General features: G+C 70.4%; 8 protein-coding genes and 2 pseudogenes. 2 read left to right on the forward strand and 8 right to left on the reverse strand.

From position 1 onward, the window contains the following. Positions 1-137: 137 nt before the first annotated feature. A complete protein-coding gene (locus ACXMYJ_RS09260; RefSeq protein ID WP_460355609.1) occupies positions 138-2033 on the forward strand; it encodes a sensor domain-containing diguanylate cyclase in 1896 nt (631 codons plus the stop codon). On the opposite strand, the gene ACXMYJ_RS09265 is transcribed toward ACXMYJ_RS09260, so the two are convergent. The 5 genes and pseudogenes from ACXMYJ_RS09265 to ACXMYJ_RS09285 form a co-directional block, all read right to left on the reverse strand. Beyond that, on the reverse strand, positions 1998-3020 hold the full coding sequence (locus ACXMYJ_RS09265; protein WP_460355612.1) for an NAD(P)/FAD-dependent oxidoreductase: 1023 nt from the start codon (positions 3018-3020) through the stop codon (positions 1998-2000). The two genes, ACXMYJ_RS09260 and ACXMYJ_RS09265, sit on opposite strands and share 36 nt — an antisense overlap. Beyond that, positions 3017-3532, reverse strand: a pseudogene (locus ACXMYJ_RS09270) (isoprenylcysteine carboxyl methyltransferase family protein). Before ACXMYJ_RS09270 ends, ACXMYJ_RS09265 begins: the two are co-directional and overlap by 4 nt. 5 nt (positions 3533-3537) lie before the next feature. Continuing rightward, positions 3538-4599 carry a type III polyketide synthase gene (locus ACXMYJ_RS09275; protein WP_443187419.1) on the reverse strand — a complete coding sequence of 354 codons (1062 nt, stop codon included), beginning with the start codon at positions 4597-4599 and terminating at the stop codon, positions 3538-3540. An 8-nt stretch (positions 4600-4607) separates the two neighbouring features. Next, positions 4608-6843: pseudogene (locus tag ACXMYJ_RS09280) on the reverse strand (MMPL family transporter). Between the two features lie 99 nt (positions 6844-6942). Further along, positions 6943-7665: a M15 family metallopeptidase gene (locus tag ACXMYJ_RS09285; RefSeq protein WP_260757947.1), complete on the reverse strand. Its 723-nt coding sequence runs from the start codon at positions 7663-7665 to the stop codon at positions 6943-6945. 174 nt (positions 7666-7839) lie between these two features. Here ACXMYJ_RS09285 and ACXMYJ_RS09290 point away from each other — a divergent pair, with 174 nt between their 5' ends. Next, on the forward strand, positions 7840-8061 hold the full coding sequence (locus tag ACXMYJ_RS09290; protein ID WP_260757142.1) for a hypothetical protein: 222 nt from the start codon (positions 7840-7842) through the stop codon (positions 8059-8061). Between the two features lie 7 nt (positions 8062-8068). Here ACXMYJ_RS09290 and ACXMYJ_RS09295 read toward each other — a convergent pair whose 3' ends face one another. The 3 genes from ACXMYJ_RS09295 to ACXMYJ_RS09305 all read right to left on the reverse strand — a co-directional run bounded on the left by ACXMYJ_RS09295 (position 8069) and on the right by ACXMYJ_RS09305 (position 13237). Further along, a complete protein-coding gene (locus ACXMYJ_RS09295; protein WP_260757143.1) occupies positions 8069-9259 on the reverse strand; it encodes an SfnB family sulfur acquisition oxidoreductase in 1191 nt (396 codons plus the stop codon). Continuing rightward, a complete protein-coding gene (locus ACXMYJ_RS09300; RefSeq protein ID WP_260757144.1) occupies positions 9256-10431 on the reverse strand; it encodes an LLM class flavin-dependent oxidoreductase in 1176 nt (391 codons plus the stop codon). Before ACXMYJ_RS09300 ends, ACXMYJ_RS09295 begins: the two co-directional genes overlap by 4 nt. Before the next feature lie 85 nt (positions 10432-10516). Then, on the reverse strand, positions 10517-13237 hold the full coding sequence (locus tag ACXMYJ_RS09305) for a cation-translocating P-type ATPase (RefSeq protein WP_260757145.1): 2721 nt from the start codon (positions 13235-13237) through the stop codon (positions 10517-10519). Positions 13238-13272 lie beyond the last annotated feature (35 nt).

Here is a 13272-nt window from a genome sequence, read left to right on the forward strand (position 1 = left end):
GTCGCGAACTCGAGGTTGCGGACGCGTCATTGTGTCCTGCGCGCGTTTCCACGGCGGGTCGGGGGTGTGAACGACACGTACGCCGCCATTTGGGGCCAAGGATTGCCGAGACAATATTGACGCTGTTGACTGTTTGAATGTCGAAGGGCCGTGCGGTGCCTCTGACCGGCGCGAGGAGCCGCCGGCAGTCGTGGCGTGCGTGGTTGGCGGCGGCCGATCTGCTGCCCCCGTTCTGGAGTCTGGTGGGCTGGACCGCGGGCGTGGTGGCCGCCTCGGAACTGGTTCGCTTCCTGGCTTCGGTCGACGGCCGGACCTTCACGGTGGTGTGGTTGGCGGCGGCCCCGCAGTTGGTGGCGCTACTGCTGGCCCGGCGCCGGCACTGGCCTGTCTATCTGCTGACCTTCGCGTTCTTCCAGTACGTGCCGGCCTGGGTGCTGCTGGACCGGCCCCCGGAGCTGGCGGCGCTGTCGACGCTGACCGCGGTGGTCTTCGCCGCGGCGACGCTGCACTCCGACCAGGACTGGATCCACGGCCGGACCGACTCCCTGCGCAGCTGGCGCCGCTTCGTGCTGTACGCGGTGATCGTCGCGCCGGCGTTCGCCGGAACGATCGGGGCGTTGAGCGTGCTGGTGCATCAGCAGGGCCGCACGGATCCGAAGTCGTTGTGCATCGTCGCGCTGATCTGGTATCTCGCCGAGGCGGTCGGCATCGCGTTCCTGGCGCCGGTGCTGCTGCGGTGGCGCCGGTACTGGCGGCGGCACACCGCCCGCCAGGTGTTCATGACCGGCGGCTTCACGGTGCTGATGGTGGTGTTGGGAACCGTCGCGGCCTACGAGTCGAACTTCGTGCTGATGTTCCTGACCGCGGTGCCCGCCCTGCTGGTGCTGATCGAGTTCGGGATCGCGGCGGCGTTCTGGCAGATGGCCGTCGGCGCGGTGATCCTGCTGAGCACCACGTTCGCCGGGATGGGGCCGTTCGTGGCGACCGCCGTCGACCGCACCGAGGCGATGATCCACACCCAGGTGTTCCTGCTCACCGGCTACGCGATGGTGGTGCTGGTGGCGGCGGCGCTGGAGGAACGCAACCGCCTGACCGCGCTCGACCACGCCAGCCACGAGGTGTACGACCTCGTCGCCGACCTGACCGGCGACCTGGTGATCGTCGTCGACGCCCACGGGGATGTGCTGCACCACGCATTCACCGGGCACAGCGACCTCAACCTGCCGGCCGGGCGCATCGGGCGCCACCAATGGCGCCACCAGGTGCATCCCGACGACCTGCACCTCATCGCCGAGCACTGGTTCGCCGCCCGCCCCGGCGCGTCGCTGCCGTTCCGGATCAAGGCCCGCGACGGGTCGTGGCGCTGGCTGGTGATGCACACCCGCCATGCCGCCAAGGGGCTGACGGCGGCCGTACTGCGCGACGTCACACTCGAGCGCGAGGTGCAGGAGTCGCTGAACGACATGGCGAACTCCGATCCGCTGACCGGGCTGCCGAACCGGCGCGGACTGGCGGCGCGGGCCCGCGACATCTGGCTGCGCGCCCTGGAGCGCGACGAGCCACTGACCGCGATGTTCGTCGACGTCGACCACTTCAAGGCGTACAACGACCGGTTCGGGCACCAGGCCGGTGACGTCTGCCTGCGCGAGGTCGCCGAGGTGCTGGCCCATCTCGCCGATCCGGCCAGCTGTGTGGCCGCCCGGTACGGCGGCGAGGAGTTCGCGGTGGTGCTGTCCGGATGCGGCGACCCGTACACGTTCGCGACCGGGCTGGCCTCGGCGATCCGGGCGCTGGGGATCAGCCACCCAGCGTGCGCGTCGGGGGTGGTCACCGTCAGCGTCGGTGTCGCGACCGTCTTCCCGCGCGACGAGGCCCGGTTCGGCGGCGCCGATCCCGACGCGGCGGTCAGTGAACTGCTCGACCGCGCCGACAAGGCCCTGTACTCGGCGAAATCGAAAGGGCGCAACGCGATTTCGGTGGCCCACGACGACGCGCTGCTAGTCGGCGAGCAGGTTCACCACCCCGGTGAATAGACCCGGAAAGGTGCTCGAGGCCGGGACGATGACTGAGCGCAGCGGCGACGTACCGGCCCGCAGCACCCCCGCAGTCGTCAGCCGGTAGCGGCGGGTGGCCCGCCGCCACTGCTGCTCATAGTCCTCGGGCCGGTCGGCCAGCACGGACTCGACCAGCAGCCGGGCCGCGGCGAAGGACAGCCCCAGCCCCTCCCCGGTGAGCGCGTCGACGTAGCCGGCCGCGTCGCCGACGAGAAGCACCCGCCCGGCGACCCGGCTGCGGACCCGCTGCCGCAGCGGGCCGGCGGCCCGGTCGGGCTGGTGCGGCAGTCCCGCGATGCGTTGCCGCAGTGCGGGAAACGCGTCCAGATGCGACTCGAACCCTCCCTGCCGGGAGGTCAGGACGGCGATGCCGACGCAGTCGTCGGCCACCGGGGTCACATAGATCTCCCCGGCCTCAGGGTCCGGTGACCAGTGCACCTCGACGTTGTCGCTCCACGGCGCGACGGCCACGTGGCGTTTGATCCCCCAGCGCCGCGTCCGGCCCGCGGGGAGCCCCAGGCCCAGGCCGGCGCGAATCGGGGAGTGCAGCCCGTCCGCGGCGGCCAGATACCGGGCGCGGAAACCGTTGACCGACACCGACTCCGCGTCCTGGGTGGGCTGGCCGACCCTGTCGTGCACGACCGTCACCCCCGCCTCGGCGGCCGCCTGCAGCAGCGACGCGTGCAGCGTGGTGCGGCGCACGCCGAGCCCGGGCCCGGAGCGCAACCGCGCGGTGACGCGGCGGCGGCCGTCGACGTAGGTGATGCCGTCGAAGGGTTTCCCGGCGGGACGTGCCCCGAGCTGATCCAGCTGCCGGACCGCGTGCGGCATCAGGCCCTCGCCGCAGGCCTTGTCGATCGGGCCGGACCGCGCTTCGATGACGACGGTCTGCAGGCCGGACCGCGCGGCGTGGATCGCCGTGGCCAGACCGGCCGGACCGCCGCCGGCCACCAGCAGGTCGATCATGGCGGCGACGGTGTCAGAGACCGTAACGCGGTGTTCTCCACCGAGATCCGCACCCACAGCAGCGCGGCGTTGAGGGCGGTGAACACCAGCGCCGTGATCCAGGCGGTATGCACCAGCGGCAGCGCGATGCCCTCGATGACGACCGCGACGTAGTTGGGGTGCGACAGGAATCAGTACGGCCCGGCGGCGACCCGGCCGGCGTTCGGAACCACCACGACCCGGGTGTTCCACTGCCGCCCGAGCGTGCTGATGCACCACCAGCGCAGCGCCTGGGCGGCCAGCACCAGCGCGAACATCGGCCAGCCGAGGGCGGGGATGAACTCCCGGTGCATGGCCTCAAGCAGGCAGGCCGCCAGCAGCGCGGTGTGCAGTGCGACCATCACCGGGTAGTGGCCGGCGCCGAACTCGACACCGCCGCGGTCCCGGCTCCACTTCAGGTTCTGTTGCGAGACAACCAGTTCGGCCACGCGCTCGAGCGCGACCGCGCCGATCAGCAGGGTGTAGGCGAGCATGGCGGTCAGCGCCACCGCAGCAGCACGAGCTCGGAGCAGAAGCCCGGGCCCATCGCCATCAGCAGGCCGGGCGTTCCGGCTGGGGGTTTCTTGGCCAAGGTGTCGCGCAGGATGTGCAGGACCGACGACGAGGACAGGTTGCCGACCTCGGCCAGAGACCGCCAGGACAGCTCGAGCGCGTCGTCGGGCAGGTGCAGCGCGCCGGAGATCGCCTCCAGGACCTTCGGGCCGCCGGGATGGGACACCCACGCGGCGATGTCCTCGGCAGCGAGGTCGTGCTCGCCGAGGAAGCCCGCGACGTCGTCGGGCAGGTAGCATTCGATGAGCTCGGGCAGGTCGGGCGAGAGGAGCAGCTGGAATCCGTTGTGGTTCACCGACCATCCCATGATGTCCAGAGAGTCGGGGTACATCCTGCTGCGGCTGTCGAGTACCGCCGGGCCTGCCGCGTTCATCGTGCCGACCCGGTCTTCTCCGACGGCGATCACCGCGGCCGCACCGTCGCCGAACAGCGCGCTGCCGACGAGGCTGCCGATGGTCGGCTCGAGCGCGGGGCGCGTGAGCGAGCACAGTTCGACCGAGACCAGCGCGGCGACGTGGCTGGGTGCACCGCGCAGGTAGTCGTGCATGCGGGCGATGCCCGCCGCCCCGGCCACACAGCCGAGTCCGAACAGCGGCACCCGCCGGACGTCGGGGCGCAGACCCAGCCGGGCGGCGATGCGCGCGTCCAGAGACGGAACGGCGATCCCGGTCACGGTGGTCGACATGATGATGTCGAGATCGGTGGGCATCAGCCCGGTTTCGTCGAGCGCCGCGGTCAGCGCCTGGCAGCCGAGTTCGACGGCATGCTCGATGTAGAGATCGTTGGCCTCGCCGAAATCGACCAGGTCCGGGTACTGCTCCAACGGCAACACCAGGTGGCGGGCGTCGACCTTCGCATTGTCGTGCAATCCGCGCAGCAGCTCACCGACGCCGGCGAAAGCCGGTTCCTGGACGAACCGTTCGGTGATCTCGGCTTGTGTGTAGCGGTATGGCGGCAGTGCGCCCTGCACGCCGGCGATGACGCTGATCGGGTTGTTCATGATGACGTGATCCGTTCGGGTTGGGGGCTCGGTGCCTCGGCGAAGCCGAGGCGTTCGTGTACGCGTTTGAGCCAGGCCGGGGCCCACCAGTTGAACCCGCCCATCAGCCGCATGAACGCCGGCACGAGGACCATCCGCACCAGTGTCGCGTCGACCAGGACGGCCAGGGTCAGGCCGAGGCCGAACATCCGCATGAATGACACGCTTGCGGCGATCAGTGCGGCGAACGAGATCGACATGATCAGCGCGGCGGCGGTGATGATGCGGCCGGTGTGGGCGATGCCCAGCGCCACCGACTCGTCGGAATTGCCGGTCCGGAGCCAGAATTCGCGGATACGTGCCACGAGGAACACCTCGTAGTCCATCGACAGCCCGAAGGCGATGCAGAACAGCAGCACCGGCATGTTGGCCACCAGCGTGCCGGTCGGGGTGGTGCCGAGGCCCCCCAGATGCCCGTCCTGGAAGATCCACACCAGCGCGCCGAACGCGGCGGTCAACGAAAGCATGTTCAGCACAAGGGCTTTGAGTGGGACGATGACGCTGCCGGTGAGCAGGAACAGCAGCGCGAACATGATGACCGCGATCAGCGCGAGCACCACCGGCAGTGTCGAGGTGATGGCGTCCAGGCTGTCGCGGTTGACTTGGGCGGTGCCGGTCAGCAATACCTCTCGTCCGCCGGGACCGGCCACGGCGTGCAGCCGGTCGAGCTGGCTCTCGGATGCCGCGGAGAACAGCGGCGCCGTGCTCGCGACGGTGAGGAAGGTGCTGCCGTCCTTCACGCCGGCCGGCGCCGACGGAGGACCGGACCGGACGCCGCCGACGAACGTGCCGGTGGGTGCCGACACCGCGGGCACGTCGGGCACGCGGGACAGTTCGGCGGCATACCCCGACAGTTCTTCTGGGCTGAGCCCGGCACTGTCGGGCACGACCACCGTCATCGCGGTGTCGGTGTTGTCCGCGAACCCGGCGCGCAGCTGGTCGCCCACCTGATGCGCGGACGCCGACGTCGGCAGCACCCGCTCGTCGGGGAACCCCCACTTCACACCCAGAAACGGGGCGCCGAGCACGAGCAGCAGCGCCACCACGGCCAGCCCCAGCGGCAGCGCCCGGCGCATCACCGCCTTCGCACAGCGGTACCAGAAGCGCTGCTCGACGGGCAGCGGCTGCGGGTCCGGCCGGCGCAGCAGGCGCCGCGCCAGTCTGCGGACGTCCAGCGACTCGACGCGGTCGCCGAGCACCACCAGCGCCGCCGGGGTCACGACGACGGCGGCTGCCGCGGCGAACGCGACGGTGGCCACGCCGGCGTAGGCGAACGACTTCAGGAAGTGCATCGGGAACAGCACCATCACCGCCATCGACAGCGCGACCGTCGTCGCCGAGAACAGCACGGTGCGCCCCGCGGTGGCCACGGTGCGCCGGATCGCGTCGGGACGGTCCGCACCGGCGGCGAGTTCGTCGCGGTACCGCGACAGGATCAGCAGCGTGTAGTCGATCGCCAGTGCCAGCCCCATCGCGGTGGCGAGGTTCAGCGCGAAGATCGACACGTCGGTGGCGAAGGTGACCAGCCGCAGCACCGCCAGCGCCCCGATGATCGCCATGCCGCCGATGGCCACCGGCAGCGCGGCGGCCAGCAGCCCGCCGAACACCCACACCAGCACCAGGAAACTCAACGGGATCGCCAGCGCCTCCATCACCAGCAGATCGCGCTGGGAGTGCTCGGTGATCTGCACGTTGACCATCGCGGTGCCGCCCGTACGCACGGTGATGCCGTCGCGGTCGCCGGTGACGTCTTCGGAGATCTGCTTGGCGTAGGTCTGCTGTTCGGCCTCGTCGCCTCGGATACCGGCCACGACCAGACCGGCGGTGCGGTCGCGGCTGATCAGATCGGCGGCCGCCGCGGGAGGCGAGGTCCACGGCGACGACACGTCGGTCACATGGGGATCGGTGTCCAGGCGTCGAACGATGTCGAGTCCGGTGTCGCGCACGCGGGGGGCGTCGATACCGTCGGCCGAGGACACCACGATCAGCATCTGCACGTCGCCCTGGCCGAACCTGTCGGTGAGAAGCGCCGAGGCGCGGGCGGATTCGGAGCCGGGATCGGAGAACCCGCTCGGCGACAGGCTCTTGGCGACCGGCACACCGAATACCGCCAGCACGACGGTCAACAATGCCGCGGCGAGAAGGATCCGCCGGGGGGGCGGCCAGAGCCAGTGAGGCGATTCTGGGAAGCAGCTGAGTCTCCCGTCCACGTAGAGCGCCTTAATCTACGACACGTAATACGCCCTGCGGGGGTTCACGTATTGCACATGATCGCCCGCGAAGTCGGGAGGGTCAGTCGATTTCGAAGTGCTGGTAATCGAGCGGGGTGCGCCAGTGCCCGCCCCACCGCCAGCCCCGGTCGGTGAACGCGCGCACGGCGGCGTCCCCGTCGTGCAGCATCCCGGGATCGGTGCGGCCGCGGTCCACCCAGGGACCGGCGTTGGCGGGTTGGAAGTCGCCGCGCCGGTCGATGTACGGGTTGAGTTTCGGGTTCACGTCCACCGCCCGGCCGTAGGCGTGCAGCGACCAGCTGCCGGTGCCGGGGATGTCGCGGCAGTTGAACGCCGAGGTGTTGTTGTCGCGCATCGAAAGTTCGTCGTAGGCACCGGGATAGCGCTCGACGGTGTCCATCTTCTCGATCGGATACCTTAAGCGGTGAAGTTCGGCGAAGACGTCGATGACCGCCTGGGTGACGTCTCGGTGCACCACGAGCCGGCCGCGGTGTGTCTGCCCGTCGAAGCCCACGTAATCCAATTCGACACGGCGCAGGGCGTCGGGGTCCAACGGGCAGCCCGGGCGCCACGTCGCCCCGAGATCGGCGGCGGTGACCGGATGCACCTGGGCGGCGCGTGGCCGCGGCGGGGCCGCGGTGACGGTGCGGACGGTCTCCGGGGACAGCCGCGGGGACGCCGCGATGGACGACCCCGTGGCCGGGTCCCCTGACCGCGCCGGCGGCTCAGGCGCCGACGCGCACTGCACCAGCACCGCCGTCATGACCGCCAGCGCGGCCGGCATCGCGAACCTCACCGCCGACCAACCTACCCGAGCCGACGTCGCGGTTAGCAGCCCTAATCAGTTCCGTTGGTTGAGCTTTCGAATTTGACGGCTTGGTCACAACATCGCCGTCATTCATGTGATGTGCGTCATGCCTGGGCTATATTGTGGGCGTCATCACAGAAGGGCGTGGTCATGGTCGGAATGGGTGAGGGCGCGATGGTCCCACAGGGTGTCGAGTCGCACCGCGCATCGCACGCGTCCAGTTCGGTCAATTGGGCGCTCGTGCTGCTCATGGTGGCGCTTTTGATCGCAGCGATCGCCGGCGTAGTGGTTGCGCTGTACAGCGGGCTGCCGACCGTGGCGCTGGTGATCGCGCTGGTCACAGGCGCGGTGTTCGCCGGAGTCGCGTGCTGAGCACGCGTTAGATCTGGCCGTGTCGTGGCGGCCTGACCCCAGACAGGGTGTGGCGGCCGATGTGCTGCAGTTTCCACCGCGTCGGGTCGTGCAAGGTGTGCGTGCGCGCGTCGCGCCAGTACCGGGACAGGTTCGCCGCCGCTGACGCGCTGCGGGTGCCGCCGAGCTCGAACAGTACGTTCGACGCCTCCAGCGAGGCCCGCACCGCCGCGACCTTCGCGACGGCCGCCGCGATCGACGCGGCCGCCGCCGTCTCGTCGGTGAGGTTCTCGGTCGCGGCGTCCACCTGCCGCGCCGCGTCGGCCAGCAGCGCCTGTGCGCCGCGCACCGTGACCGTCGCCTCGCCGGCGAGATGGACCAGGGTCGGATCGTCGGCCGCCGCGTCGACCCCCGCCTCGAAGTGCGGCCGGGCCCGGCCGGCCTGGCGCACCCCCTCGGCGAGCGCCCCCGTGGCGATGCCGACGTCGATCGCGGCGTGCCAGAGCTGTGCCCGCGCGCCGTAGGTGGTCGGGCCCGAGAAGATCGGGGAGAACGGGACGACGTGCTCGCCGGGCACGGCGACGTCGGTGAGGGTCACGGTGCCCGAGGCGGTGGTGCGCTGGCCCATCCCGTCCCAGTCGTCGACGACCTCCAGGCCATCGGCGTCGCGTTGCACGAACGCCAGCGCCTTCGGCGTAGATGCGGTCGGGGTGTGGCCGGAGCCGTCGGCCAGTGACGCCCGCACGACGACCCAGTCGGCGAACAGCGCGCCGGTGGAGTAGAACTTGCGGCCCGCCAGCGTGTAGTCACCGCCGGGCCGGCGCACCAGCGTGGTGGTGTCCACGTCGACGGGGTGCGGCCCGCGTTCGGACTGGGCGTTGGCGAACAACGCGCCCTGGCGCACGTGGTCGTAGAAGCAGGCCTGCTGGGCCGCGGTGCCCTGCAGCCGCAGCGCCTCCAGGAACACGAAGTGCGAGTGCGGGATCTGGGCCAGCGACGGGTCGGCCTGGGCCAGCAGCCGGAACACCTCGGCCAGTACCGCGGCGGGCGCGTCGGGACCGCCCAGACTCCGCGGCACCGACAGCGTCAGCAGACCGGATGCCTTGAGCGCCTTGACCTGATCGTGGGGCAGGGTGCGGTCGGCGTCCCGCGCGGCCGCGTCGGCGGCGACGTCGGCGGCCAGGCGTTCCGCGACGGCGATCGCCTCGCCGGGTGTCACCGCGCCGCGCCGAGGAACGGAATCGAGCCCGGCGCAGCACTTTTCACGTCCGGCGCGAACAGCCCGCGCTCGCGCAGCAGCGGCACCACGCCCTCGCCGAGCCAGTACAGCTCCTCCAGATGCGGATAGCCCGAGAAGATGAACTCGTCGATACCGGCGTCGGCGTACTCGGCGATGCGGTCGGCCACCTCGGTGTGGCTGCCCACCAGCGCGGTGCCCGCGCCGCCGCGAACCAGACCGACGCCGGCCCACAGGTTGGGCGCTATCTCCAGTGTGCGGGCGTCGTGCCAGGTGCCGTCGGCGCGATGGGCCTCGTGCAGGGCCAGCATCCGCTTCTGGCCCTCGGACTCGCTGCGGCCCAGCCCGGCCTGGGCGCTGCGCACGGTCTCCTCGTCGAGCGCACCGATCAGCTTGTCCGCCTGTGTCCACGCCTCGTCCGCGGTGTCGCGGGTGATCACGTGCAAGCGGATCCCGAACCGCACCTGCCTACCCTGCTTGGCGGCGAGCCGGCGGATCCATGCGATCTTCTCGGCCACCGCGGCGGGCGGTTCGCCCCACGTCAGATACACGTTGGCATGGCGTGCCGCCACCGGGCCGGCGGCAGCGGAGCTGCCACCGAAATACAAGGGCGGCAACGGGTTCGGCAGCGTCGGGATGGTCGCGTCCTCGACCCGGATGTGTTCACCGTCGAGGGTCACCGTCTGCCCGTCCCACAGCCGGCGTACCACGTCGAGGAATTCGTCGGCGCGGGCGTACCGGCCGTCCTTGTCGAGATGGTCACCGAACGCGCGCTGTTCGTGGGCCTCGCCGCCGACCACGACGTTGAGCAGGATCCGGCCGGGCGCGTGCCGGGAGAACGTCGCCGCCATCTGCGCCGACAGCGTCGGGCTGACCAGGCCCGGCCGGAACGCCACCAGGAACGCCAGCGACGTCGTCTCCCGGGCCAGCAGCGCCGCCGTGATGAACGCGTCCTCGCACCACGCGCCGGTCGGGATCAGCGCACCGGTGAAACCGAACGTTTCGGCGGCGCGCACGATCGAGGCGAGGTAGTCGATCGACGCGTCGCGATCGCCGCGGGCCGCGCCGGCCGGCGTGCCGTGTCCTCCGCCGACGATCAGCCGGCTGTCTCCGTAGGTCGGAAGGAACCAGTGCAGTTTGATCGCAGAAGTCACCACGGGATGGTCCCCGCCGCGCGTCCGGCGCTCACGGGTTTACCTCACCGCGATTGGAAGCCCCCGAGGGAAAGGGGGCGGCGGGTCAGTAGCCGAGCCGCAGTCCGACGGCCTTGGCGGCTTCGACCATCAGGAAGATCATTACGGAGAAGAGCAGCGCGACGCCCCAGCCGAGCAGTGTGATCGGCGCCGAGTGGAACCACGCGTTCATGAACGGCGCGTAGATGAACACCAGCTGCAGCGCCAGCAGCGCGGCGGCCATCCGCCACACCCACGGGTTGCCCCGCAGGACGGCCGGACGCAAGCTCGATCGCGACACGAACCGGCAGTTGAACAGGTAGGCCAGCTGACCCATCGCCAGCATGTTCACCGCCGCGGTCTGCGCCACCGGCAGCGGATAGCCGTTGGCCCGGCCGATGAAGAAGATCGCCAGCGCCGCACCGGCGACGAGCACCGACACCAGCGCGATCATCGATACGTCGGCAAGCCGGACCACGGGCTGCGTGGCCGGCCGCGGCGGCCGGGTCATCAACCCGTCCTCGGCCTTCTCGAACACCAGCGCCAGTGCCAGCGTCACCCCGGTGACCAGGTTGACCCACAGGATCTGCACCGGCTGCAACGGTAGCGCGAAGCCGAACAGCACCGCCACCAGGATGACCAGAGACTGAGACCCGTTGGTCGGCAACAGGAACAGCACCGACTTGCGGATGTTGTCGTAGATCCGGCGGCCCTCTTCGACGGCGCGCTCGATGGTGGCGAAGTTGTCGTCGGCCAACACGATGCCGGCCGCCTCCTTGGTGGCCTCGGTGCCCTTGACCCCCATCGCGACGCCGATGTCTGCCCGGGTCAGCGCGGGCGCGTCGTTGACGCCGTCGCCGGTCATCGCGACCGCATCGCCCTCGGCCTGCAGCGCGCTGACGATTCGCAGCTTGTGCTCCGGACTGGTCCGGGCGAAGACGTCGACCTGGTTGACCACCTCCCGCAGTCGCGGCTGGCTCATGGCCTGCAGGTCGGCTCCGGTCAGCGCCGACGGCTCGCCCTCGGCGCCGATGCCCATCTCGCGTGCGATGGCCTTGGCGGTGCCGACGTGGTCACCGGTGATCATCTTCACCCGGATTCCGGCGCTGTGGCAGTTGGCGATCGCCTCGATGGCCTCCGGGCGGGGCGGGTCGACGATGCCAACGATGCCCAGAAACTCCAGCCCGCTGTCGACGTCCTCGATCGCGACGCCGTCGGCGGTGCCGGCGGGGCGCCGTGCCGCGGCGAGCACCCGCAGCCCCTGATGGCTGAGTTCGTCGACGCGCGCGTGCCAGAACGCGCTGTCCAGCGCTTCGGTCACACCGCCGCGAAGCTGTGTGGCCGCCCTTTCGAGCAGGCGGTCCGGAGCGCCCTTGACGTGCAGCCACCGTTCCCCGTCCGGTGCTTCGTCGAGGGTGACCATGAACTTGTGTGCCGACTCGAACGGGATCTCGGCCAGCCGGCGCATGGGGCGCCCGATACCGGCCTTGTGCGCGAGCGCGCGCAAAGCCCCTTCGGTCGGCTCACCGACCACCCGCCAGTGACCGTCGACCTCCACCAGCCGCGAGTCGTTGCACAGCGACATCGTGACGATCACCGCGTTCAGGTCGGGGTGCGCGGCCAGTCCTGCTGCGGCGCCGTCGAGTTCGAGATCGCCGTGCGGGGCGTAGCCGGCGCCGGTGACGGCATAGCGGTGGCGTGACGTGATGACGGTGCGCACCGTCATCTCGTTCTGGGTCAGGGTGCCGGTCTTGTCCGAACAGATCACGTTGACCGACCCGAGCGCTTCGACCGCGGGCAGCTTGCGGGTGATCGCGTTACGCCGCGCCATCTGCTGCACGCCGAGCGCCAGGGTCACCGTCACCACCGCCGGCAGTCCCTCCGGGATGGCCGCAACCGCGAAGCCGATCGCTGCGGAGATCAGGTCCTCGATGGAGAACTGATGGATGACCCTGCCGATGATCAGCATCACCGCGGCCATCGCGAGGATGAGCACCGACAGTTGGCGGCCGAACTGCTCCAGCTTGCGGGTCAGTGGCGTGTCGATGCCCTCGACCTCGGAGATCATCGTCTGGATGCGCCCGATCTCGGTGGCCGTCCCGGTCGCGGTCACCACGCCGACACCGGTGCCCGCAGCCACGATCGTGCCTGAGTACACCATCGAGGTGCGGTCGCCGAGACCCACATCGGACTCGACGTGGGTGACCCTCTTGGCGGTGGGCACCGACTCACCGGTCAGCGCCGACTCCTCCACCCGCAGGTTGTTCACCTCGAGCAGGCGCAGATCGGCAGGGATGCGGTCGCCCGAACCGATCCGCACCACGTCGCCCGGCACCAGGGTCGCGGCGTCGACATTCGTCCACTGTCCGTCGCGCAGCACCCGCGCCGACACCGACAGCATCTCGCGGATGCTGTCGAGCGCCTTCTCGGCCTTACCCTCCTGCAGGTAGCCCACGACGCTGTTGATGATCGCCGCCGCGCCGATGACCGCGGCATCGATCCACCCGCCCAGGATCGCCTTAAGCACGGCGGCGGCGATGAGGATGTAGATCAGCACGTTGTTGAACTGCGCGAGGAAACGCATCAACGGCGAGCGGTGAGGGGGCGCAGGCAGCCGGTTGGGGCCGGTTTCGGCGAGTCGGGTCTGCGCGTCCACCGAGGTAAGGCCGGCGGCGGTGGTGCGCAGCGCCGCCAGGATGTCGGCTCGGCTGCGGGCGTGCGCCAGCCCCGCGAAATCGGCCTCCTCAGCTACCCGCTGGACGTCGGCCGTGGTGGTTTCTCGCGCCATACCCCGATGCTGTCGGCTCGGCGGCCGGGCTGCAA

This window comes from Mycobacterium sp. ZZG (genome assembly GCF_054786995.1).

Excerpts from the sequence above, each read along its gene's own strand:
- ACXMYJ_RS09260 (WP_460355609.1), top strand. The coding sequence starts at position 138 with ATGTCGAAGGGCCGTGCGGTGCCTCTGACCGGCGCGAGGAGCCGCCGG.
- ACXMYJ_RS09265 (WP_460355612.1), bottom strand. The coding sequence starts at position 3,020 with ATGATCGACCTGCTGGTGGCCGGCGGCGGTCCGGCCGGTCTGGCCACG.
- ACXMYJ_RS09285 (WP_260757947.1), bottom strand. The coding sequence starts at position 7,665 with ATGCCGGCCGCGCTGGCGGTCATGACGGCGGTGCTGGTGCAGTGCGCG.
- ACXMYJ_RS09290 (WP_260757142.1), top strand. The coding sequence starts at position 7,840 with ATGGTCGGAATGGGTGAGGGCGCGATGGTCCCACAGGGTGTCGAGTCG.
- ACXMYJ_RS09305 (WP_260757145.1), bottom strand. The coding sequence starts at position 13,237 with ATGGCGCGAGAAACCACCACGGCCGACGTCCAGCGGGTAGCTGAGGAG.